Source organism: Acidovorax sp. Leaf78, from assembly GCF_001422735.1.
Lineage (GTDB): Bacteria > Pseudomonadota > Gammaproteobacteria > Burkholderiales > Burkholderiaceae_C > Acidovorax.
This window is the reverse complement of record NZ_LMLZ01000014.1, coordinates 1-22,971: the sequence shown is the minus strand read 5'-3', so window position 1 is coordinate 22,971 and position 22,971 is coordinate 1. Positions and strand designations below refer to the sequence as shown.

Annotated in this window: 22 protein-coding genes; 11 read left to right on the top strand and 11 right to left on the bottom strand. The window is 68.5% G+C overall.

Annotated elements, in window-relative coordinates; genetic code table 11:
- Positions 1 to 206 precede the first annotated feature (206 nt).
- From hprK to ASF16_RS11300, 4 genes are all read right to left on the bottom strand, one after another.
- Positions 207 to 1,163 (bottom strand): HPr(Ser) kinase/phosphatase, encoded by a 957-nt coding sequence (gene hprK / locus ASF16_RS11315; RefSeq protein WP_056166774.1) that lies wholly within the window; start codon positions 1,161 to 1,163, stop codon positions 207 to 209.
- A gap of 43 nt (positions 1,164 to 1,206) precedes the next feature.
- Positions 1,207 to 1,674 carry a PTS sugar transporter subunit IIA gene (locus tag ASF16_RS11310; RefSeq protein ID WP_056166771.1) on the bottom strand — a complete coding sequence of 156 codons (468 nt, stop codon included), beginning with the start codon at positions 1,672 to 1,674 and terminating at the stop codon, positions 1,207 to 1,209.
- Between the two features lie 110 nt (positions 1,675 to 1,784).
- Complete coding sequence (gene hpf / locus ASF16_RS11305) at positions 1,785 to 2,120, bottom strand: ribosome hibernation-promoting factor, HPF/YfiA family (RefSeq protein ID WP_056166769.1); 336 nt, start codon at positions 2,118 to 2,120, stop codon at positions 1,785 to 1,787.
- 260 nt (positions 2,121 to 2,380) lie between these two features.
- Positions 2,381 to 3,565 carry an MFS transporter gene (locus tag ASF16_RS11300; RefSeq protein ID WP_056166830.1) on the bottom strand — a complete coding sequence of 395 codons (1,185 nt, stop codon included), beginning with the start codon at positions 3,563 to 3,565 and terminating at the stop codon, positions 2,381 to 2,383.
- Between the two features lie 400 nt (positions 3,566 to 3,965).
- Between ASF16_RS11300 and ASF16_RS11295 the strand changes: the two genes are divergently transcribed.
- Positions 3,966 to 4,901 (top strand): phosphoribosylaminoimidazolesuccinocarboxamide synthase, encoded by a 936-nt coding sequence (locus ASF16_RS11295; protein WP_056166828.1) that lies wholly within the window; start codon positions 3,966 to 3,968, stop codon positions 4,899 to 4,901.
- Positions 4,902 to 5,007: 106 nt separating this feature from the next.
- Here the strand turns inward: ASF16_RS11295 and ASF16_RS11290 are convergent, their stop codons facing one another.
- Both ASF16_RS11290 and trxA read right to left on the bottom strand, forming a co-directional pair.
- Positions 5,008 to 5,769, bottom strand: a complete 762-nt coding sequence (locus ASF16_RS11290) for an META domain-containing protein (protein WP_235507343.1) — start codon at positions 5,767 to 5,769, stop codon at positions 5,008 to 5,010.
- 109 nt (positions 5,770 to 5,878) lie between these two features.
- Positions 5,879 to 6,787: a thioredoxin gene (gene trxA / locus ASF16_RS11285; protein ID WP_056166764.1), complete on the bottom strand. Its 909-nt coding sequence runs from the start codon at positions 6,785 to 6,787 to the stop codon at positions 5,879 to 5,881.
- Positions 6,788 to 6,947: 160 nt separating this feature from the next.
- Between trxA and purE the strand changes: the two genes are divergently transcribed.
- From purE to ASF16_RS11265, 4 genes are all read left to right on the top strand, one after another.
- Positions 6,948 to 7,442: a 5-(carboxyamino)imidazole ribonucleotide mutase gene (gene purE, locus ASF16_RS11280; RefSeq protein ID WP_056166761.1), complete on the top strand. Its 495-nt coding sequence runs from the start codon at positions 6,948 to 6,950 to the stop codon at positions 7,440 to 7,442.
- Entirely contained in the window at positions 7,439 to 8,608 is a 1,170-nt protein-coding gene (locus ASF16_RS11275; RefSeq protein WP_056166756.1) for a 5-(carboxyamino)imidazole ribonucleotide synthase, read from the top strand. Before purE ends, ASF16_RS11275 begins: the two co-directional genes overlap by 4 nt.
- 5 nt (positions 8,609 to 8,613) lie before the next feature.
- Complete coding sequence (locus ASF16_RS11270) at positions 8,614 to 9,630, top strand: L-threonylcarbamoyladenylate synthase (protein ID WP_056166753.1); 1,017 nt, start codon at positions 8,614 to 8,616, stop codon at positions 9,628 to 9,630.
- A gap of 153 nt (positions 9,631 to 9,783) precedes the next feature.
- A complete protein-coding gene (locus ASF16_RS11265; protein ID WP_056166750.1) occupies positions 9,784 to 10,737 on the top strand; it encodes an SGNH/GDSL hydrolase family protein in 954 nt (317 codons plus the stop codon).
- An 87-nt stretch (positions 10,738 to 10,824) separates the two neighbouring features.
- Here ASF16_RS11265 and ASF16_RS11260 read toward each other — a convergent pair whose 3' ends face one another.
- From ASF16_RS11260 to dacB, 5 genes are all read right to left on the bottom strand, one after another.
- On the bottom strand, positions 10,825 to 11,496 hold the full coding sequence (locus ASF16_RS11260; protein ID WP_056166747.1) for an OmpW family protein: 672 nt from the start codon (positions 11,494 to 11,496) through the stop codon (positions 10,825 to 10,827).
- A gap of 35 nt (positions 11,497 to 11,531) precedes the next feature.
- Positions 11,532 to 12,677, bottom strand: coding sequence for an SGNH/GDSL hydrolase family protein (locus ASF16_RS11255; RefSeq protein ID WP_056166745.1), 1,146 nt, complete (start codon positions 12,675 to 12,677; stop codon positions 11,532 to 11,534).
- Between the two features lie 242 nt (positions 12,678 to 12,919).
- Positions 12,920 to 14,218: a lipase family protein gene (locus tag ASF16_RS11250; protein ID WP_056166743.1), complete on the bottom strand. Its 1,299-nt coding sequence runs from the start codon at positions 14,216 to 14,218 to the stop codon at positions 12,920 to 12,922.
- A 165-nt stretch (positions 14,219 to 14,383) separates the two neighbouring features.
- A complete protein-coding gene (locus tag ASF16_RS11245; protein WP_056166741.1) occupies positions 14,384 to 14,653 on the bottom strand; it encodes a SemiSWEET transporter in 270 nt (89 codons plus the stop codon).
- 44 nt (positions 14,654 to 14,697) lie between these two features.
- A complete protein-coding gene (dacB, locus tag ASF16_RS11240) occupies positions 14,698 to 16,170 on the bottom strand; it encodes a D-alanyl-D-alanine carboxypeptidase/D-alanyl-D-alanine-endopeptidase (RefSeq protein ID WP_235507342.1) in 1,473 nt (490 codons plus the stop codon).
- A 234-nt stretch (positions 16,171 to 16,404) separates the two neighbouring features.
- Here dacB and ASF16_RS11235 point away from each other — a divergent pair, with 234 nt between their 5' ends.
- From ASF16_RS11235 to corA, 6 genes are all read left to right on the top strand, one after another.
- On the top strand, positions 16,405 to 18,219 hold the full coding sequence (locus ASF16_RS11235; RefSeq protein WP_056166736.1) for a methyl-accepting chemotaxis protein: 1,815 nt from the start codon (positions 16,405 to 16,407) through the stop codon (positions 18,217 to 18,219).
- A gap of 91 nt (positions 18,220 to 18,310) precedes the next feature.
- Entirely contained in the window at positions 18,311 to 19,321 is a 1,011-nt protein-coding gene (locus ASF16_RS11230; protein WP_056166732.1) for a DMT family transporter, read from the top strand.
- A 38-nt stretch (positions 19,322 to 19,359) separates the two neighbouring features.
- The gene (gene tsaB, locus ASF16_RS11225; RefSeq protein ID WP_056166729.1) at positions 19,360 to 20,079 is read left to right on the top strand and encodes a tRNA (adenosine(37)-N6)-threonylcarbamoyltransferase complex dimerization subunit type 1 TsaB; all 720 of its coding nucleotides are present in this window, start codon (positions 19,360 to 19,362) and stop codon (positions 20,077 to 20,079) included.
- Positions 20,076 to 20,555, top strand: a complete 480-nt coding sequence (rimI, locus tag ASF16_RS11220) for a ribosomal protein S18-alanine N-acetyltransferase (protein ID WP_056166726.1) — start codon at positions 20,076 to 20,078, stop codon at positions 20,553 to 20,555. Before tsaB ends, rimI begins: the two co-directional genes overlap by 4 nt.
- A gap of 28 nt (positions 20,556 to 20,583) precedes the next feature.
- Complete coding sequence (locus ASF16_RS11215; protein WP_056166721.1) at positions 20,584 to 21,411, top strand: uracil-DNA glycosylase family protein; 828 nt, start codon at positions 20,584 to 20,586, stop codon at positions 21,409 to 21,411.
- Positions 21,412 to 21,810: 399 nt separating this feature from the next.
- Positions 21,811 to 22,800, top strand: coding sequence for a magnesium/cobalt transporter CorA (corA, locus tag ASF16_RS11210; RefSeq protein WP_056166718.1), 990 nt, complete (start codon positions 21,811 to 21,813; stop codon positions 22,798 to 22,800).
- Positions 22,801 to 22,971 lie beyond the last annotated feature (171 nt).

The following is a 22,971-nucleotide window of genomic DNA, read 5'->3' as shown; positions in this document are numbered from 1 at the left end:
GGGCGCAAATGGGTTGTGACGCTTGGGCACTCTGGGCGCTCTGGTGCTGGTGTCTTCGCGCTGGGGGTGGGGATGTCCTGTTTCAGCGAATCCCGGAGCAACGGCTCGGTGGGCAAAGGCACTCTGACAGGCCCGATTTGAGCCAAAACAGGCTCTACCGCTTGCCTATCAAGCGCAAACAGCTACCAAATCAATAGCAGGCAGACCTAGCCGCCGGTGTCGCGTTCCATGGCGCGGCGGTGGCGCTCCACGAATTCCTGGTAGGTGTCGATGCCGCGCAGGTTCAGGATGGTATTGCGCACGGCGGCTTCGACCAGCACGGCGATGTTGCGGCCGGCGACCACCTGGATCACGACCTTGAGCACGGGCACGCCCAGCACGTCCTGCGTGAGCGGCTCGTACGGCAGGCGCTCGTATTCGCGCTCGAGCGTCTCCTTGCGCACCAGGTGCACGATGAGCTTCAAACGCATCTTGCGGCGCACCGCGGTCTCGCCAAAGATGGCGCGGATGTCCAAGAGGCCGATGCCGCGCACTTCCAGCAGGTTCTGCAGTAGCTCGGGGCACTTGCCTTCGATGGTGGTCTGGTTGATGCGGTAGAAATCGACCGCGTCATCGGCCACCAGGCCATTGCCGCGCGAGATCAGCTCCAGGCCCAGCTCGCTCTTGCCCAGGCCCGATTCTCCGGTGATGAGCACCCCCAGCCCCAGGATGTCCATGAACACGCCGTGCATCGTGGTGCGGTCGGCAAAGTGCTTGGACAGGTAGGCACGCAGCACGTCGATGACGAACGCCGAGGACTCGTGCGTCGAGAACATCGGGATCTGTGCGCGCTCGCACATCGAGACCAGCGCGTCGGGCGCGGTCTGGTTGTCGGCCAGCACCAGCACCGGTGGCTCCAGCGTCACGATGCGGGCGATGCGGCGCTTGCAGTCGTCGGGCGACGCGCTGCTCAGGTACGCGATTTCGCGCTCGCCCAGGATCTGCACGCGGTACGGGTGGATGTAGTTCAGGTAGCCGACGAGGTCAGCCCCGGAGCGCGCGGAGCGCACGGCCACTTCGTCGAAGCGGCGCTCGGAGGCGCCGAGCCCGGCGACCCATTCCCATTTCAGGGGCGCGCGAAATTCCTCGAAGAGGACATCGGCGCTGACAACATTGGGCTTCACAAGGTGCTGGCGGAGTGTTGTGTGCAGCGAGCGCCGGTACGGCTCAGGCGGCCTGCGTGGACTGCCAGCCTGCGATCATGCCGTGCAGCTCGGCCGCGTCGGTGCAGGACTTGAGCTTTTCGCGCAGTGCGGAGTCGCTCAGCAGCTCCGCGATCTCGGACAGGATTTCGAGGTGCTTTTGCGTCGCCGCTTCGGGCACCAGCAGAAAGATCAGAAGGCCCACCGGCTGCTCGTCCGGCGCATCGAAACCGATGGGGTGCAGCAGCTGGAACACCGCCGCCATCGGGGCCTTGAGCCCCTTGATGCGGCCGTGCGGGATGGCCACGCCATGGCCCAGTCCGGTCGAGCCCAGGCGCTCGCGCGCAAACAGGCTGTCGGTGATCAGCGCGCGCGACAGGCCGTGCTGGCTCTCGAACAGGAGACCCGCTTCTTCAAAAGCACGCTTCTTGCTCGTGGCGTCAACACTCACAAGCACTTGGGCGGAGGGCAGGATGGAGGCGAGTCGATTCATGGTCAAGGTAACAATTATGCACATCTTGGCGAAAACCCTGATCGCGAGGCGTCAGGCAACAAAAAAACCGCCCAGTGGGCGGCTGCTGTGCCAAGCTCAGGGCTGGCGCATTACGCGTGCAGTTCGCGCTTGGCGGCTTCGTGGTGGTGATCCTGCAGGCGGTCCTTGTGGCGCACAACCTGGCGATCCATCTTGTCGACCAGCTCATCCACCGCAGCGTACAGGTCGGAGTGCGAACTCTCGGCGAACAGGTCGTTGCCCTTCACGTGGATGTTGCATTCCGCTCGCTGCCTCTTCTCCTTTTCCTTTTGCTTCTCTACCGTCAGCAATACTTTGACATCGACAACCTGGTCAAAGTGGCGGGTGATCCTGTCCAGCTTGTTCGTGACGTAGCTGCGCAAGGCGGGAGTAACTTCGAGATGGTGACCGCTGATCGTCAAGTTCATAGATAAGTCTCCTGTAACACTCTCAGTGAAAGAATGCCGTCCTTGATCAGGGGAGCGGCTGGGGAACGAGGATGCATCCGTTGACGTGAGTTCACTATGCCCCTGCCCTCACCGAAAAGCAATCCCATACCGCCCTTGCCTGCTGGGTTATGGCGGCAGAGGTGCCAAGCACATCAAAAGCGCGCACAATGATCCGGTTGCCTTGCTGGCCCCCAGCACCGCGCCCTTTACGGCCCCACGCCCGTTGACTCAGGGCACGCTCAGCGGGCCGACGGCGTCGCGCCATGCAGCGTGAGTCGCCCCACCACCACCATCGACAGCACACTGGCGGTGATGCCCACCGCGGCAGACATCCAGTAGTTTTGCACCAGCCCCTGCGCGTCGCGGCTGATCAGCAGTCCGCCCAGGAACGATGCCACGCCCATGGCCGCCGACTGCACCGACGCGTTGAGCGTCATGAACGTGCCCCTGAGTGACGGCTGCGCCGCCGACGAGATGATGGCCATGCCCGGGATCATGCGGCCGCTCATCAGCGCGAACATCAGCGTGGACACCGTGAGCACGCCCCACAGCGGCACGCCGTGCACCAGGGTGATGCCCATCAGCGGAAACGCCCCGGCCACTGCCAGGCAGCGGAACACCACCACCTTGCCCCACCGGTCGGTCAGCACGCCGAAGAGCCGCGCGGTGAACAGCGTGACCACGCCGCCGCACAGGTACACCAGCGGGACCTGGTCGGGCCGCACGCCGGCATTGGCCTGCAGGTAGATCGTGATGTAGGGGATCACCGTGAACCCGGTGAACATGATCAGCGCAGAGAACAGAAACGCCCAGCGGTGGTTGGCGTCGCCCAGCACCTGGGCGATGCCGCCGAACGTGCTGCGGCGCTGCGCAGCCTGCAGGTGCGCCGTCATCGTCGGCATGGTGCGGGCCGCAAAGATGGCCAGCACGCCGACCAGCGCCGCGATGGCGATGAATGGCAGGTGCCAGCCGCCGTATTCGGCCAGCAGCAGCCCGAGCGGCACGCCCGCCACGGTGGACAGCGAGAACGAGGTCATCACGATGCCCATGGCCCGGCCGCGGCGCTCGAACGGCACCACGTCGGCCACGATGGTCTGCGACAGCGCCGACAGCACCCCGCCGAAGGCACCTGCCAGGATGCGCGCCACCATCAACGAGCCGTAGGTGGGCGCGAGGCCGCAGGCCAGCGTGGCCAAGCCGAACAGCACGTACAGCGTGAGCAGCAGCCGCTTGCGGCCGAAGCGGTCGATGTAGGTGGAGGCCAGCAGCCCCGACGCGCCCGCCGACAAGGTATAGGCCGACACCAGCAGCCCGAACTGCGCATCGGTGATGCCAAAAAGCCGCGTGAACTGCGGCCCGAGCGGCATCATGATCATGAAGTCCAGAATGTGGGTGAACTGGATGCCGGCGAGGGTGAGCAGCAGCCAGAACTCGCGCCGCGGCGTGAGTGCAGGGGCAGCAGCAGGCGCTGCGCCAGATGAAGCAGGTGATGTGGGTGAAGGGGGCGGTGAGGACTGCACAGGAAGTCGCGCGCGGGCGGCCAATGGGGGAGGATGGAGGGGCGGCAGGAAACGACCGGACGGGGGCCGCACAGTGTGCCGCAACACAGTGCAACACGCGCGACATTCGGTGCGCATGCAATGCCGGTGCCTGCGCCAGCGGCCCCAGGCACCGTGGCCGGGCAGACCCGGGCGCGGCGCCCGGCTTTGCCCTGGCGCGTAAAATCCGCAGGTTGCGTGGAATGCTCCCGCATGTGTTTTCACGTTGTACGTTCACCAGCCTGCCCCGCAGCGGACGCGACCCATCGACCGCCACACCGACACCATGACCCAGCCCCACCCCACCGCCGCCACCGCCGCCGCCCTGCACACCTCTGCCCTCACGTCGCTGCCCCTGTTGGCCCGCGGCAAGGTACGCGACAACTACGCCGTGGGCGACGACCGCATCCTGATGGTGGCCAGCGACCGCCTGTCGGCGTTCGACGTGATCATGGGCGAGCCCATCCCCGGCAAGGGCGAGCTGCTCACGCAGATGGCGCTGTTCTGGTTCGACAAGCTGGGCTACATCTGCCCCAACCACCTGACGGGCGATGCCCCCGAGAGCGTGGTCAAGCCCGACGAAGTCGCGCAGGTGCGCGGCCGCTCCATGCTGGTCCAGCGCCTCAAACCCATTCCGGTCGAAGCCGTGGTGCGCGGCTACCTGGCCGGCAGCGGCTGGAAGGAATACCAGGAATCGCGCTCGGTCTGCGGCGTGCCGCTGCCCGAGGGCCTGACCAACGCGGCCAAGCTGCCCGCCCCCATCTACACGCCCGCCGCCAAGGCCGCTGCGGGCGAGCACGACGAGAACATCACCTTCGAGCGCACGGTGGAGATGATCGGGCTGGACCTCGCCACCCGCATCCGCGACCTGAGCATCGCCATCTACCAGGCGGCGGCCGAAATCTCGCTGGCCAAGGGCATGATCATTGCCGACACGAAGTTCGAGTTCGGCCTCGCGCCGGACGGCACGCTGGTGCTGATGGACGAGGTGCTCACCCCCGACAGCTCGCGCTACTGGCCTGTCGAGGGCTATGCCGACGCGCTGGCCCGCGGCGAGAACCCACCCAGCTACGACAAACAGTTCGTGCGCGACTGGCTGGAACAGGCCCAGGTCAACGGCAAGCCCTGGGACAAGACCGCCCCGGCCCCGCGCCTGCCGCGCGACGTGATCGAGAAGACCGCCGCCAAGTACCGCGAAGCGCGGGAGCGGTTGACGGCGTGACAGCGTGAGGGCGTAGCGGCATGACGAACGGCTGCACGCCTTCCGCCACGGCCGGGGGCCCCGGTGCCGACGGGCGACCGGGCGTGCGGCCTACCGCTTCCAGCGCCTATTCCAGCAGCGTCTCGGCGGCCTCGAAGCCGAGCAGCGGCTTGCCCTGCGCGTCGCGCAACTGCAGGTGCGTGCCCTGCTGGCGAAAGCTCGCCACGCCTTCCAGGGCATTGAAGAACCGCGTCTCCAGCGCGCCGCGGTCCAGGCACAGGGCGATGTTGGACACCACCCGGCCGAAGAACAGCTGCGCGCCGTTGAGGTGGTAGTCGGTCAGGTACCGGTTGCAGCCGCCCGAGCCTGTGGCCCGCGCCTCGTCGGACTGCAGCACCAGGTGCGGCGGCGTGCCGCCCTGCGCGGGGCGGGGCACGGCCTCCTCCTCGATCGACACCAGGCGCCAGTACGTCAGCAGCAGCGGCACGCCGGCCTCCACCACGGCCGCCAGCGGGGGCTGGCGCCGCAGCTGCACGTCCACATGGCGGTAGGCCGCATCCTGCGGGACGGCGTGGCGCGCCTCGGAGGCCAGCAGCAGCCGGCCTTCCAGGGTGACGGCGGCGCGCACCTCGTAGCGCCCCTTGGGCACGAACCGCGAGGACGGGTACGCAATGGCCACTGCATAGGGCGGCTGGCCCGCCGGCTCGCGGCGCTGGCGCCCCAGGACCACCGGGGGCGCGTCGGGCTGGCTCACATCCAGCAGCGTGGCCTCGAAGACGGCCTCGGGGGGCAGCACGACGCGCTCTCGGGACAAGGCCACGCCCGTCACCACCGCATCCGGTGCCGGCGGCCGCGTGCCGCAGCCCGCAGCGAGCAGGCAAGCGGCCATGCACGCCAACAGGCGGCCCCGGCCTGCCCGGAGGCTGCGGTGGTGCCCCTGCCCGGCGCGCTGCACCGCCATCACCCCCGACCCGCCGCGTCCAGCCACCTGGCCGGAATCAGCTGAGCACCACGCTCGACAAACGGCGGCGGTAGGTGGCCACCACCGGGTCGTCGGGCGGGATCTGGCCGTCGGCCACCTTCACCTTGGGCGGCTCGATGATTTCAAGGATGGCGACATAGGTCTTGCGGGCGGCTTCTTCGCCCCAGGCCTTGTCGCGCATGAGGATTTCGAGCAATTCGTCCATCGCGTCGGTCCAGCGCTGGCGGGCCATGAGCCAGCGGGCGCGCGCGTAGCGGGTGTCGAAGTCGCGCTTGCTGGCGGCGATCTTGGCATCAAAATCGGCTCCAGCGCTCTCCCCATAAGCGCTCAAAGCTACGAAATCAATAGCATCCATCCAGGTCTTGAGGGCACCGAGCTTGCGCGAACCCGGGGCCTTGGCGATCACCGGGGCAAAGGCGACCTTGGCGTCGTCTTCGCGGCCCAGCTGCAGCAGCAGCTTGACGTAGTCGAAGCGGGCGTCGTCGTTGGCGGGGTCGGTCACGACGGCATGCTGCAGCTTCTCGAGCGCCGTGTCGGTGTCGCCTTCGGCCAGGGCTTCGAAGGCTTCTTCCTCTTCGGCTTCGGCCGTGAGCTGGTCTTCGGTGGGCACGTGCTTGTCGAGGAAGGCACGCACCTGACCCTCGGGCAATGCGCCCATGAAGCCGTCCACGGGCTGGCCGTTCATGAGCAGCACGCAGGTGGGAATGCTGCGGATGCCGAACATGCCGGCGAGCTGCTGCTCCTGGTCGGAGTCGATCTTGGCGAGCTTGAAGCGGCCGGCGTATTCGGTCTCCAACTTCTCCAGCACCGGCCCGAGCGACTTGCAGGGGCCGCACCAGGGCGCCCAGAAGTCCACCAGGACGGGCACGTCCATGGAGGCGGCAACCACCTCGGCTTCAAAGTTTTCTACGGTGACGTCAATCATGATGGGGGGCCGGGAGAGGCCGGCGCAGCTGGTGGGTTCGCGCTATTTTGGCCCATCGACATGCCCGGGCTCCATGGAGGGAGGCGCAAAAAGTAAAATCGCGGGTTCTACCTACAGCCGAGCACCGGGCACCTGCCGCTGCCGCACACCCCTTACCACCATGAAATCCATCCAGATCGGTGTGGTCATGGGCTCCAGCAGCGACTGGGACACCATGCAGCACGCAGTGCAGATTCTTGAACAGTTCGGCATCGAGCACGAGGCCCGTGTGGTCTCGGCCCACCGCATGCCCGACGACATGTTCGCCTATGCCGAAGCCGCCGTGGGCCGGGGCCTCAAGGCCATCATCGCCGGTGCGGGCGGCGCAGCCCACCTGCCCGGCATGATCGCGGCCAAGACCACCGTGCCCGTGCTGGGCGTGCCGGTGGCCAGCCGCCACCTGCACGGCGTGGATTCGCTGCACAGCATCGTGCAGATGCCCAAGGGCATCCCGGTGGCCACATTCGCCATCGGCACGGCCGGGGCCGCCAACGCGGCGCTGTTCGCCGTGGCGCTGCTGGCCAGCGAGAACCCCGAGCTGCGTGCGCGCCTGGAAGCCTTCCGCGCCGAGCAGACCGAGGTGGCGCGCAACATGACCCTGCCGCCCGCCGCATGACCGCGTCTACAACGCCTCTCCTTCCTGGCGCGACTCTGGGCGTGCTGGGCGGTGGCCAGCTGGGCCGCATGTTCGTGCACGCGGCGCAGGCCATGGGCTACTTCACGGCGGTGCTCGATGCCGACCCCGACAGCCCGGCCGGCCTGGTGAGCCACCACCACATCCAGACCGGCTACGAAGACCCGGCGGGCCTGGCCGAGCTGGCCCGCGTGGCCGACGCGGTGACCACCGAGTTCGAGAACGTGCCCGCTGCTGCGCTGGCAACCCTGGCTGCTGAGCGCCCGGTGTCGCCCGCAGCCAGCGCCGTGTCGGTCGCGCAGGACCGCGCCCGCGAGAAAGCACATTTCGTGGGCTGCGGCGTGCCCTGCGCGCCCTACGCTGTGATCGATACGGCCGAGCAACTGGGTGCCGTGTCCGCCGACCTGCTTCCAGGCATCCTGAAAACCGCCCGGATGGGCTACGACGGCAAGGGCCAGGTGCGCGTGAAAACCGCCGCCGAGCTGGCCGCCGCCTGGGATGCCGTGGGCAAGGTCCCCTGCGTGCTGGAGAAGATGCTGCCGCTGGCGCTCGAATGCTCCGTGATCGTGGCGCGCGGGGCCGACGGCGCCATGGTGCACCTGCCGGTGCAGCGCAACCTGCACCGCGACGGCATCCTGGCCGTGACCGAGGTTCATGCACATAATCTGCCCCCAGCGCTTGCTGAGCAAGCGGTAGCAGCTGCAAAATCTGTAGCAGAAGGCCTGCAGTACGTGGGCGTGCTGTGTGTCGAATTCTTCGTGCTGCAGGACGGCAGCCTGGTGGTCAACGAGATCGCCCCGCGTCCGCACAACAGCGGCCACTACAGTCAGAACGCGTGCGACGTGTCCCAGTTCGAGCTGCAGGTGCGCACCATGGCCGGCCTGCCGCTGACCCAGCCGCGCCAGCACAGCCCCGCCGTGATGCTGAACCTGCTGGGCGACCTGTGGTTCGCGCAGGGCGATACCGCGCAGACCCCGCCCTGGGCCGACGTGCTGGCCCTGCCTGGCACCCACCTGCACCTGTACGGCAAGCGCGACGCCAAGCGCGGCCGCAAGATGGGCCACCTGAACGTGACCGGCGCCACGCCCGAGGCCGCACGCGCCACGGCGCTCCAAGCGGCTGCACTTCTGGGCATCGACCCTTTCTGACCGCCATGATTCTTGACGGCAACGACCCCCTGGCTATCGCCGCTGCGGCCCGCACGGTGCGCAGCGGCGCGCTGCTCGGCCTACCCACTGAAACCGTGTATGGCCTGGCCGCAGATGCGAGCAGCGATGCCGCCGTGGCGCAGATCTTTGCCGCCAAGGGTCGGCCCAGCGACCACCCGCTGATCGTGCACGTGGCCAATGCAGAGGGCATACGCCGCTTTGCCAGCAGCGTGCCCCCGTTCGCCCAGGCGCTGGTCAACGCTTTCTGGCCCGGCCCGCTCACGCTCATCCTGCCGCGCCTGCCCGGCGTGGCCACCGCCGCCACCGGCGGCCAGGACAGCGTGGGGCTGCGCTGCCCGGCACACCCGGTAGCGCACGCCCTGCTCGTGGCCTGCGCGGCCCCGGGCGACGACGCCCAGGCCGGTGGACCGCCGGTGTGGGGGGTGGCGGCCCCCAGCGCCAACCGCTTTGGCCGCGTGAGTCCCACCACCGCACAGCATGTGCAGGACGAGCTGGGTGCCGACCTGCTGGTGCTCGACGGCGGCGCGTGCGCCGTGGGCATCGAGAGCACCATCGTGGACTGCACCCGCGGCGTGCCCGTGCTGCTGCGCCCCGGCGCCATCACCCGCGAGCAGATCGCCGCGGCCTGCGGCATGGCGCCCCTGTCCAAGGAAGACCTGCCCGACCACACGCCCCGCGCCTCCGGCACGCTGGAGGCCCACTACGCGCCCAACGCCAAGGTGCGCCTGATGGATGCCAAGGCGCTGCAGACCGGCCTGGACCTGCTGGGCGCCGAGGCCGCCAACATCGCGGTGTATGCCCGCGCGGTGCTGCGCACCAAGTCGTCGCGGCTGGTGATGCGCCGCATGCCCGACGACGCCGCCGCCACGGCCCAGCAGCTGTTTGCCGTGCTGCGCGGCTTCGACGACGACGGAGTGAAGCTGATCTGGATCGAAACCCCGCCCCCCAGCCCCGACTGGGAAGGCGTGCGCGACCGCCTGCAGCGGGCTGCCGCCGCGTAGGCCCGAGGACCTGGCGGCCAGCCACAGGCATTGGCCGCACCCGTGGCCCGCTCTCAAGAGCCCTTCGCGCACCTTGAAACCATGTTCCGGCCAGCGCTTTACATGGTTTGACATTGCGCCGCTAAACTACCCCCCACTTTTCTGGAGAAATACATGGCAGCAAATTGGATGCGCCGCACCGTCATGGTCGCCGCATGTGCGTCGGCGGCGTTGCTCGCGGCCTGCGGTTCGAGTACCACCGAGTCGGCCATCACGCCCGAGCGCTTCATCGCGTTCGGCGATGCCTACAGCGACATCGGGCAAAAGGGTACGCGCTACACCGTCAATGACGGCAGCGTGAACAACTGGACCCTGCAGGTGGCGGCCAACTACGGCAAGCCCCTCACGGCCGCATCGGCAGGCGGCAAGAGCTACGCCGTGGGCAATGCCCGCGTCAAGGCCAAGCCCGACGCCGCCGGCAACGCCAGCACCCCGACCATCACCGAGCAGATCGACACCTTCCTGGCAGGCAATACCTTTGGCGCCAGCGATGTCGTGTTCGTGAGCGGCGGCGTGAGCGACGTGATCGCGGGCATGGCCGCCGTGCAGGCCGGCACCCAGACCGAAGCCGCCATGGTCGCAGCCGCCCGCAAGGCCGGTGAAGACCAGGCCGCGCAGGTGCGCCGCCTGGTCACGGCCGGTGCCAAGTACGTGGTGGTGACCGGCACCTACGACCTGAGCAAGACACCCTGGGCCAAGTCCATCAACCGCGAAGCCCTGCTGGCTGACGCGAGCACCCGCTTCAACGACGGCCTGCTCGTGAACATCGTCGACCTGGGCGCCAACGTGCTGTATGTCGACTCCGCCTACTACGTGAACCTGTACACCGGCGTCCCTGCCAACTACGGCTTCAACAACGCCGTCGCGCCGATATGCACGTCGGTGGATGCCAACAACGGCATCGGCATCGGCACGGGCAAGGTCAACTCTTCGCTGTGCAACACCTCCACGCTGGTGGCGGGCGCGAGCCAGGACTCCTTCGTGTTCGCGGACCAGGTGTACCTCACGCCGTCGGCGCAGCGCCAGTTCGGCACCTACGCGTACGACCGCCTGCGCGCACGCTGGTAATCGGTTCGTCCAACAGGACCGCGCACAAACACAAAGGCCGCCCTCGGGCGGCCTTTGTCATGGTGGCGGGCGGGACTCCGCCCTTCTTCAGAACTGGTAGCCCAGGCCCACGGCGATCACATCGGGATTCAGTCGCTTGGAGATCGACTGGCCCGACGAGAGGTGCGAGGTGGTCTTGAGGAAGCTCTTGTAGTAGGCCGCGTCCACGAACCAGCGGTCGTTGATCTTCCACACGAAGCCGACCTGGGGCGTGACGCCCCACTTGTTGTCGACCGATGCCGTGGTCGGGTTCGCCGGCGTGCCGCCCGTCAGGCCGCTGAGCGTGGCCGTGGTGCGGGTCTTGAAGAACCGGCCGTAGGTCACGCCCAGGCCCACGTAGGGGCGAAACCGCGCCTCGGCCTCGCCAAAGCGGTACTGCGCAAACATCGTGACGGGCAGCACCTTGGTTTCGCCCAGCTTGCCCACGCCGGCGATGGCGCCGTCACCCACGATGTCGTGCTTGAACGGCAAGGCCAGCGGCACGTCCACCGCCCAATGGTCGGTCACCATGTAGTTCACGCCGCCCGACAGCGACGTGGCGGCGTCCACGTCCACCTTGGTGTTGGGGAACGCCGGGGCGCTGAGGTTGCCGCTCTTGACCTGTGGAGCGATGTGGGTGAGGCCCGCGCGGACACTCAATGTACCGGCGACCTGCGCCATGGCGCCCGTGCCGATGAACAGCGCCGCTGCCGCCAGGCCAGCCTTGGAAAATGCGTGCATGAAGAACTCCTTGAATGGAAGCGAATGCAGCCGGCTTACAGCCAGCCAGCGCGGGACAGCGAGCGCGACACCAGTTGGCCCACCAGCTGGTGGCCGTACGGCGTGGGGTGGAAGCTGTCGGCGAAGCCATAGCTCTTCCACCAGTCGGCGCCGCCCGTAGCGCCTGCAGGTGGGGTCATGGCCGACAGCACCGTGGCGGTGCAGGTGGGGAAGGTGTAGGTCGGCAGTCCATCCGCGCCCACGCCCGTGGCCGGGCAGGCCGGCGTGGTGGCGTTGGTGAGCTGGTACTGCGCAGGGTTGGTCGCCTGGTCCTTGAAGGAGGTGTAGAAGTCCACCAGCGCGATGCGATTGTCGCCGGCCAAGCTGGTCGCCAACTGCGCGTTGAACGCCTGGATCCAGCCATCGAACAACGCCTCGGCCTGCGTCGCAGCGGCTGCGCCGCGGGTGGCGCTGATGGACGCCAGCACCAGGCGGAAGCGCGGCGTGAGCGTGACGCCGGGGGCATTGAGCACGGCCACGCGCGGTGCGTTCTTGGCCGTGGTGTTGGCCTTGATGGTGTCGGCGAAATTCCTGGCCAGTGCCTGCATGTAGGCGCCGCCCACCTGCGCAAGGCCGTTGGCCCCGCCCGCCAGCGCGGCGCTGACGGTGGCCTGGGGCAGCACGCTGCTCAACAGGGCCGCGTAGGCCTGGCCGCTGTCGGTAGACGCGCGCAGGTACGCGCCGATCAGGTCGGCCGCGTCGTTGCCGCCGCCATCCACCAGCACCAGGTCCGTCGCGCTGTAGCCGCGCGCGCCCATGTCCTTGAGCTGCTGGGTGATCGACACCGGCGACGTGGGTGCGGTGGGGTTGTTGATGCGGCCGCCGCCGACCGCGTAGTTGGTACAGGCCGCATTGGTGCCGAACGCCGAGCCGTTGAACCGGTAGTAGGCGCACAGCGACTGGCCGTAGCTGGTGGCCACGCGCTCGGGCCAGATGGGTGTGGAGCCCACGCCGGTGGCAGCCGAGCCCTGGACGGTGAATTTATAGCCAAAGGTCCCGCTGTCGGCGAGGCTGTCACCGGCCACTTTGACCGAGGTGACGGCTGCCGACGGTGCGGTGTCGGAACCACCGCCGCCACAGGCGGCCAGGAGGCAGGCCGCGACCAGGGCCGACAGGGAAGCTTTGCATTGTTGTGAATTCAAGGGATTCTCCAATGGGAAGTTGCAAAAACGAACGACCGTGCTTTTTTCGCAACTCCATGGTACCCCTGAGTTCCCGCCTTGACCGCCCGGGAAACTACCGAGCCCCCGCCCCCTTTACAAACACACAAGAAAAAGCCGACCCGCAGGTCGGCTTGTGGAGGAGCGCAGGGTCTGCCTGCAGCGGCGGACGTTGGCCGCCTGCGCAGACCTGCGCTCATCCAGGCATCTACGTGCCGACGTGTCTACTTGACGGTATCGAACACCGCCCGCGCCTGCGCGTGGCAGAACGGTGGCTCGTACGTGCCGTGGTAGGAGCCGTAGTAGGTCGCAAAGGCCGCAGACGCAGGGTCCGTGGGCGCCTTGCCGCCGATGCCGAAGGTGGCCTGGACGGCGGCGTCCACATCCACCGACGTCACATTGGTCACGCCGCGGCTGTCGAAGTCGGCCTTCATGACCCGCTGGTGCACAGCAGGCGGCACCGTGGGGTCGCCCGCACCGCCGCACAGCAGCACGCGGGCCTTGGGCGTCCAGCCCAGCAGGTCGTTCTTCTTGGCCGCGAGGTACAGCGGATGGGTGATGCTGGTCTGCGAGCCGGTGATGAAGTCCGGCTGGAACAGCGCGTCGCGGGCCTGGTTGGGGGTGCCCGCCGGCAGCGTGCCGGAAGTGACCAGGGTGGTGTAGTTCATCGTGGGGTTGGGCAGCAGGGTCTCGATGTAGCCCGAGTACGGCGCCTTGAAGACCTGTTTCACGTCGGTGTAGACATCGCCGTAGACCTTCTGCCAGGCGGTGACGAGGTACGGCACGAAGAACTGCACGCCCGCGATCGCATCCGGAATGCGCAGCGAGCCGGACAGGTTGTACGGCCCGGCCAGGTGCGCGCCCGCGACGACGTTGAATTCGCTGCCGTAGTCGCGCTCTGCGCTGCGCTGCGCGGCCATCGACGAATGCCCGCCCTGCGAGTAGCCGGTGAACATGACCTTGCCCGACAGGTTGGCGCCCACTGTGCCTGCGGCGTTGCGCGCTGCGCGCACCGAATCGATCACCGAGGTGGCTTCCGAATCGGCATGCAGGTAAGGGTGGTAGCTGTAGCCGGACTTGGCAAAGCCCAGGTAGTCGGTGGCGACCACCGCATAGCCCTGCGCAGCGTACATCGCGGCGAGCAGGAAGGTCTCGCTGTCCTGCGGGTTGGCCAGGGTGCGGGGCTTTTGCACATCGGTGCCCTTGGCATACGCCAGCAGCGGCGCCGCCGTGGTGCAGCTGCCGGCGGGCACCAGCATGACGCCCGAGGCGTTGGTCATCTCGCCGCCCTTGGCGCCTGCGGTAGCGTAGTTGAGCGACACCACCTTCACGTCGCACTTGGCCTTGCCGCTGATGGGCTGCAGGCCGCTGCTGGTCGTGCCGGCATCGATCTGCGCGGCCGTGAGCGTGGCGAGCACCGCCGGTGGGTCGATCAGGGCGCCGCGGGCGGGGTCGTCCGAGCCCCCGCAGGCCACAAGCAGGACCGCCGCAGCGGCAACACAGGTCAAGCGAAAATACGTCATGGGTGGAGACCTCCGGTGGGTAAGGAACGACGGATCGTGCGCTTACCTGCACTGCAGCAGCATCCGGGTTAACGAGTGCCCGGCGGGGCAGATTTGACACCTGGGCGACAGTGGCGACGGGCCCGCTCACAGTGGTAGTGCCCTGGGCGGGGCACTGCCGGATGCTCAGCGCCCGCCGCGGGTCCCGTACACCATCTTCATGCCCAGGATGGTGCCGGCCAGCGCGAGCGTGATCGCATTGGCCACCACGATGGGCCAGGCCCCGAGCACCAGCCCGTAGACCAGCCACAGCGCCACGCCCGCGGTGAACACGCTGTACATGCCCAGCGAAATGCCGCCCACATCCCGCGTGCGAAAAGTGTGCAAAGCCTGCGGCACGAAGCTGCAGGTGGTGAGGAACGCGGCCAGGTAGCCGATGAGCTCGGAGAGGGGCATGGTCAGAAGAGGCTGTGTCAGAAGGGCTGAGCCTTCCGGATTATTCATTGGTCGCGCGCTGCCCAGTCGACCAGGCTGTCCAGCACCGGCCGGGCCGCCCCGGCGTTGGCATGGTTGACCACCGCCACCAGCACATAGCGCCGGCCACTGGCAGCGTGCACGTAGCCCGCCACGGCCATCACGTCGCGCAGGCTGCCGGTCTTGAGGTGGGCGGACGCGCGGCTTTGGCTGCGGCGCAGCGTGCCGTCCACGCCCGACATGGGCAGCGATGCCACCAGGTCCGGCATGACGGGCGACTGCCAGGCCACCTGCAGCATGCGGGCCAGGGCCTGGGCCGTGAGGCGCGCATCGCGGCTGAGCCCCGCGCCGTTGTCGGCCTGGGGCAGCTCGGCATCGCCCACGCGCGCCTGCCACCACTGGCGCAGGGCCTCGCGCGCGCCGTCGAACGTGGCCACGCCGTTCTTTTGCAGCGCCATGGTCAAAAACACATGCTGGGCCATCACGTTGTTGCTGTACTTGTTGACGTCGCGCACCACCTCGGCCAGCGCGGGCGATGTGGACATGAACACGGGCTTGAGCCCCGCCGGCACCTTGCCATCGCGCACGCTGCCGGTCAGCTTGCCGCCCAGCTCCCGCCACATGCCCTCCACGGCCCGCGCCGCAAAGCCGCGCGGGTCGGCCGCCGCCACGGGCCACACCCGCTCGCCACACGCGGCCGGGTACACACCCTGGAACACCACCTTCGCCGGGTCGGCCAGCTCGGCCCGCAGCGCGCCACGCCAGTCGCCGCAGTCGGCACCCGCCGCCGCCAGCGCCACGGTGGCCTGGCGCTGCACGCCGGCCAGGGGCGGGTCGTACTGGATGCGCGCCAGGCCCGCCGGTACGTCGGGCACAAACGTCATCACCGACGATTTGTAGTTGACCAGCAGCGCATCGGGCGACGCGTTGTAGGGCCGCAGCGGCTCGCCGTCGAAGCGGGCCGGATCGTGCTCGGGCACGTCGAACGCGGTGCGGTCCAGCACGATGTCGCCCACGATCACCTGGATGCCCTGGGCCTGCAGGCGCCGCATGAGCAGCCACAGGCGCTCCATCACCAGCTTGGGGTCGCCCTGGCCCTGGATGTAGACATTGCCGCGCAGGCTGCCGTCCTGCACGGTGCCCTGCACATACACCGGCGTGTTCCACACGTAGGCGGGGCCCAGTTGCTCCAGCGCCGCGTAAGTGGTCACCAGCTTCATGACCGAGGCGGGGTTCACGGCGACCTGCGCGCGGTGCGCTAGGCGGGGCTGCGTGCGCGCAGCGCCCTGGGCCTCGGTCACTACCACGCTGAGGGATTCGCGCGGCAGCTTGGCGCGGGCCAGCGCAGCTTCGACCTCGGGGGGCAGGGCCACAACAGGCGCTGGCGTGGTCTGGGCCTGCACGGGGATGGCAGCGACAGCGGCAGCGCACAACGCACCCGCCAGCCACACGGCCCGCCCCCATCGCAGGGGCAGGGGATTTGTCGATCGGTTCTTCATGCCGGAAGTCTAGAGGACGGCCGCACAGTTGCCGGCTCGCATCATTGGGCGGCTGGCGCACCTGCCTCGTGCGCGCTCTGCAGCTTGCGTACTTACACTATGCAACATTGAACCCACGCACCGGGACAGTGCGGGCGCACCCCCAACGCGCTGAGGCACCGAGGATCTGCGCGGCAGGGCGGCCATCGCGGCCACGGTTGCCATCACAACGCTACACAACAAGGCATTTTTCTTATGAGCCGACTCTCCGATCTCTCCGTCGCCAAGCGCCTTGCGCTGGGATTTTCCCTGGTGCTGCTGCTGTTGATCGGCGCCATTGCGCTGAGCATCTCCCGCCTGAACGCCGTGGCCGATGCCACGCTGGAGATGGTGCAAAACCCCATCAAGACCGAGCGCCTGGTGAGTGACTGGTCCCGCAACCTGCGCACCGGCATCACGCGCACCGCCGCCGTGGCCCGCAGCAGCGACCCGGCGCTGGCGGACTTTTTTGCCGAGGACAGCAAGGCCTCGTCCAAGAGTTCCGGCGAGCTGCAAAAGGCCGTCGAGGCGCTGATGATCCTCGTCTCCGAGAAAAAGACCTTTGCGGAAATCGGCGCGCTGCGCACGATCTACCTCAAGAACCGCGACGACATCTTTGCGCTCAAGAAAGAGGGCAAGGTGGACGAAGCGAATGCCATGCTGGTCAAGCAGTTCATGCCCGAGGCGGCCAACTACGCCGCCAAGATGGACGAGCTGCTGCGCAACCAGCGCGAGCAGGTGGATGCGCTGGGGCGGTCCGTGGAACAGAACCGCCAGACCAGCCGGCAATTGCTGCTGGCCCTGGGCGCTCTGAGTGTGGCGGTGGCCGTGCTCTTTTCGTGGATTCTGGCCCGCTCCATCACCGTGCCGCTGTCGCAGGCCTCCGACCTTGCCAAGCAGGTGGCCGCCGGCAACCTGACCGCCACCGTGCCGCAGCATGGCAAGGATGAAGTGGGCGAGCTCATGTCGTCCCTCGCGCTCATGCAGACCAACCTGGCCAGCGTGGTGAACAACGTCCGGCACGGCGCGGAGTCCGTCTCCAATGCCAGCTCCGAGATCGCCCAGGGCAACACCGACCTGAGCTCCCGCACCGAGCACCAGGCCAGCGCGCTGCAGCAGACAGCCGCCAGCATGGAACAGCTGAACTCCGCCGTGCGCAACAACGCCGACAACGCCCGCCAGGCCAACCAGCTGGCGATGACGGCCTCCAGCGTGGCCGCCCAGGGCGGCGCGGTGGTGGGCGACGTGGTCGAGACCATGAAGGGCATCAACGACGCCAGCCGCAAGATCAGCGACATCATCAGCGTGATCGACGGCATTGCCTTCCAGACCAACATCCTCGCGCTGAACGCCGCGGTGGAAGCCGCCCGCGCGGGCGAGCAGGGCCGCGGGTTTGCCGTGGTGGCGTCGGAAGTGCGCAGCCTGGCCGGCCGCAGCGCCGAGGCCGCCAAGGAGATCAAGAACCTCATCCAGGCCAGCGTGGACCGTGTGGAGCACGGCACGGCGCTGGTCGACAAGGCGGGCGAGACCATGAGCGAGGTGGTGAGCAGCATCCGCCGCGTCACGGACATCATGGGCGAGATCAGCGCGGCCAGCGGCGAGCAGAGCGCCGGGGTCGCCCAGGTGGGCGAGGCCGTCACCTCCATGGACCAGGCCACGCAGCAAAACGCCGCGCTGGTCGAAGAGATGGCCGCAGCCGCCAGCAGCCTGCGCAACCAGGCGCACGACCTGGTGCAGGTGGTGGCGGTGTTCAAGCTCTCTGGCGATCAGGCCCGCCCTGCCGCAACGCCCGCACGTGCGCCCGCCCCCATCCCGCAAAGCCGCCCCGCGCCTGCACGTCCTGTGACCCTGGCCAAACCCTCCGCCAAACCCGCCAACCCGACAAAACCCGCCATCGCCCGGGCCCCATCGCCCACACCTGCAGCGCGCAAGCCCGCGGCCCCGGCCCCTGCCCTGCCGTCATCCCCCGCCCCGCGGCCCGATCCGCGCAGCGCGCAAAAGGGCGGCGATGACGACTGGGAATCCTTCTGAGCACCTGGGGCGACGGTCGGATGCGCTGACCGGCGGCACACGCGCCGTGGGCTGAACCTGGCCCGGGCCCGCGCCGCCGGATAATCCCCCCATGCGCTTTTCTCCCCGTGCCGTGGGCCTGCTGGCGGCTGTCGTGACGGTCACCATCTGGACGGGCTTCATCGTCATTGCCCGCGCGTCGGCACAGCGCACGCTCACGCCGTTCGACATCGCCCTCCTGCGCATCGCGGGCGCCAGCCTGGTCCTGCTGCCCTGGGGCTGGTGGATGGTGCGGCGGCGCACGGCGGCCCTGGGCGCATCAGCAACGGCATCGAGCCTGGCGGGCATCTCGCCGCTGCCCCTGCGCACCACGGTGTTGCTGGGCACCCTGGGCGGGCTGCTCTACGCCATGCTGGCGTATGCGGGCTTCTTCCACGCACCGGCCACGCATGCGGCGGTGCTCATGCCCGGCAGCCTGCCGCTGTGGACGGCCCTGCTGGCCACCGTGGTGCTGCGCGACCGCATCACGCCGCTGCGCGCCGCGGGGCTCGCGCTGATCGTGGCAGGCGACCTGCTGGTGGGCGGCAGCAGCCTGCTGGCCGCCTTTGCGGGCGGAGACGTCTGGAAGGGCGACCTGCTGTTCATGTCCGCCGCCGCCTGCTGGGCCGCCTACAGCGTGATGGCGCGGCGCCACGCGGTGGATGCGGTGCAGGCCACCATCGCCATCACCGCCTTTGCCTGCCTGGCGTACGTGCCGTCGTATGCGCTGCTGGTGGGCCTGGGCGCGGTCACCAGCCGCCTGGCGCTGGCGCCCTGGAGCGAGATCCTGTTTCAGCTGGCGTTCCAGGGCGGGGGCTCGGTGGTGATCTCGGGCATTGCCTTCACGCGCATGATCCAGCACTTCGGGCCCGTGCGCTCGACGATGATCACGGCGTTGGTGCCGGGGCTGTCGGCCATCGGCGCGGTGATGTTCCTGGGCGAGCCCCTGCACTGGAACCTGGTGACCGGGCTGCTGCTGGTGACCGGGGGTATCCTGCTGGGGGTGTTGCGCCGGGCGCCGCCGGCGGCGGCGGCCTCACCGGTACCCTCCACTGCTTCCGCACCGGGCCGAACGGCCCCGTAACCCGATTTTTATCCCCTCGCGCGACCGGCCCCAGCTCCATGAATTTGCTTGCTTTCGACACCAGCACCGACGTCATCTCCATCGCCGTGCAGCACGGCGATGCCGTGTGGCTGCACCACGGTCCGGGCGGCCCGCAGGCCTCGGCCACGCTGATCCCTGCCGTTCGCAGCCTGCTGGCGCAGGCGGGCCTGACGTTCGACACGCTGGACGCGCTGGTCTTCAGCCGCGGGCCGGGCTCGTTCACTGGCCTGCGCACGGCGTGTGCCGTGGCCCAGGGGCTGGCCTTTGGCGCACGCGGCGGCCAGGGGATTCCGGTGCTGCCGGTGGACACACTGCTGGCTGTGGCCGAGGAGGCCCGGGCGCAGCACGGCTGCACCCAGGTGGTGGCCGTGCTGGATGCGCGCATGGACGAGGTCTACCACGCCCGCTGCGAGTGGCTGGCCGCCGAAGGCCGCTGGCACGCCGACGCCGACTTCGGCCTGGGCGCGCCCGAAACCGTGCAGGCCCCGCCTGGCTGGACCGTGGCGGGCAACGCCCGGGCCCCCTACGGCGAGCGCCTGGCACCAGGCGCACCGCACGTCGCGGCCCTGCCCACCGCCGCCGCCCTGCTGCGCCTGGCCCCTGCCCTGCTGGCCGCTGGCGGCGCGGTGCCCGCCAGCGATGCCCTGCCGCGCTACATCCGCGATAAAGTGGCAAAAACCACGGCCGAACGCGCTGCAGAGCGCGTGGCGGCCACCCCGACCACCACGCCACCATGAGCGCCCTGCCCACCCCCCCTACATCCGCGCTGGAGGCGCGCTTTGAAAACCTCACGCTCGCGCGGCTGGACGCCGTGCTGGCGGTGGAGGCGCGGGCGTACACCCACCCCTGGACGCGCGGCAATTTCACCGACGCCCTGGCCTCGGGCTACCAGGCCCAGGTGCTGATGGCCGGCGACCACCTGCTGGGCTACTTTGTCGCCATGCTGGGGGTGGACGAGGTGCACCTGCTGAACATCACCGTCACGCCCGAGTACCAGCGCCAGGGCTGGGCGCGCGTGCTGCTCGACGCGCTGGCGCTGTGGTCGCGCGGGCGCGGCGCGCAGTGGCTGTGGCTGGAGGTGCGCACCAGCAACCTGCGCGCCCACGGCATTTATCTGGCCTATGGCTTTCGCCGCGTGGGCGAACGCAAGCGCTACTACCCCGCCGCCGACGGCCAACGCGAAGACGCGGTGGTCATGAGCTTTGCGCTATGAAACCCGGCACCTTGCGCCTTAACTTCTTATGAGTCTTCACCTCGATGCGCGCCAGCGCGCCATGCTGCAGGAAATGGGCGTCACCGTGTGGGGCCCGTCCGAAGCGGCCGATGCGGCACCCGCGCGCGCAGGGGCTGCGCCGGTAGCGCCGGGCGCGCCCGCCCCCGCCGCTCCATCGGCAGGTGCTTCGGCACAGCAGCCGCCCGCGTCGCGGGACGCGCCTGCGGTCACTGCACCGCCCTTGGCGGCGCCAACAGCCCCACCGGCCTCTTCACGTGCCCCTGTCACAGCACCGGCACCCGCACCTGCATCGGCGATGTCCAACCCGGCGTCGCCGGGCGGTGCAGGCGCCCCGGCGCTGCGGCTGCATGCGGCGCAAGCGCTCTACCCGCAGGCCGACCCTGCACAGGCCCCCGCCGAGCTGGGTGCGGGCTGGCTCATCGTGACCGAGAGCACCACCCCCACTGAGCCGCTGGCAGGCGACGCGGGCAAGCTGCTCGACAACATGCTGCGGGCCATGCAGCTGCACAAGCACCCCCGCGTGTTCATCGCCGCGCTGGAACGCTCTGCCACCGGCGCCCCCGGTACCGATGCCATCCCTGACGCCCTGGCCGACACGGTGGGCCGGCTGCAGCCCGCCATGGTGCTCGTGCTGGGCCATGTGGCGGCCCGCGCAGCCCTGGGCCGCACCGAGCCCCTGGGCCGGTTGCGCGCCGAACTGCACCAGCTGGCGGGCTGCCCCGCGGTGGTGTCGTACGACCCGGCCTTTTTGCTGCGCTCGCAGGAGCCCAAGGCTGCGGCCTGGGCCGACCTGTGCCGGGCACTGGCCACGGTGCGCGCCCGCCTGGGCGCCTGAGCGTTCAACCCCGGCCCGCTGACCGCCGCCCCTCAGGATCGCCGCGGCCATCGACCCCGCGGCGGGGAGGCTTGCTTTCCGGCTCGGCGTTAAAAGCGTTTTTTGGGGAGGTTCTCCGGGCGGAACTCGGCCGTGCTGCACGGAGTCTTCCCACAGGCGCTGCACAGCGCCTCACGCAAAGCGCGCAACGAACGCATTCAGCCCCGCCACGGCCCGGACAGGCACGAGGTCCGGTGCCATAATCCGCCGCTTGTCCATTTCTTACTGATTGACGGAGAAAGCTCCTTGGAAACCTACCCCAGTTGGTAGCTTTCAGCTCCCCGGCCTGCTGCCGTGGGGTCTGAAAGCACCCCATGACCCCCCACCGCCGCAGATGCCACATAACCAGGGAGTGAGCCCATGCTCAACATCTTTTCGCTCGCCAATGGCCGGCTTGTCCAGGAAGAAATCGAATCCCTGGAAGAGCTGACCCGCTTCCAGCCGATCTGGGTGGACCTGGAAGCCCCCACACTCGAAGAAAAGCGCTGGATCAAGCAGCACTACGGCCTGTCCATCCCCGAGGATGCGATGGACGAGGACATCGAGGAATCCGCCCGCTTCTACGAAGAAGACAACGGCGAGCTGCACATCCGCAGCGACTTCTTGATCGACGACGATGAAGACCCCCGCTCGGTGCGCGTGGCCTTCATCCTGAACCAGCACAACGCCAACCTCAAGAGCCGGGGCGTGCTGTTTTCCATCCACGACGAAGACGTGCCGGTGTTCCGCCTGCTGCGCATGCGCGCACGCCGTGCACCGGGGCTGATCGAAGACGCCAAGGAAGTGCTGCTCAAGCTGTTCGACGCCGACGCCGAATACTCGGCCGACACGCTCGAGAACATCTATGACGAGCTCGAAAAGGTGAGCAAGCAGGTGCTGGCCGGCGACGTGACCGACGCCTTGGCTGGTGAAGTGCTGGGCGCCATCGCGCGCCAGGAAGACTTGAACGGGCGTATCCGCCGCAACGTGATGGACACCCGCCGCGCGGTGAGCTTCATGATGCGCAGCAAGATGCTCAACTCCGACCAGTTCGAAGAGGCCCGCCAGATCCTGCGCGACATCGAGTCGCTGGACAACCACACGGCGTTCCTGTTCGACAAGATCAACTTCTTGATGGACGCCACGGTCGGTTTCATCAACATCAACCAGAACAAGATCATCAAGATCTTCTCGGTGGCCAGCGTGGCCCTGCTGCCGCCGACGCTGATCGCCAGCGTCTACGGCATGAACATGAAGTTCCCTGAGCTGGAGCTGCTGGGGCCGGCGGCCTATCCGTATGTGATCGGGCTCATGCTGGCGAGTGCGCTCGGGCCCATGTGGTACTTCCGCAAACGAGGCTGGTTGAAGTAGCCCCCCTGTGGCGCTGCGCGCCTTCCCCCCTAGGGGGGGACGCCTCCGGGGGACCGGCGAAGGTTCTATGGTTCGAGTCAAGCGCTTGGGGTGATGCGATGAGCATCAAACGGCTTGCCCGATCGCCACACAGCAAAGGCAATGCGCAGCAGCTTGCGCGCCAGCACGACC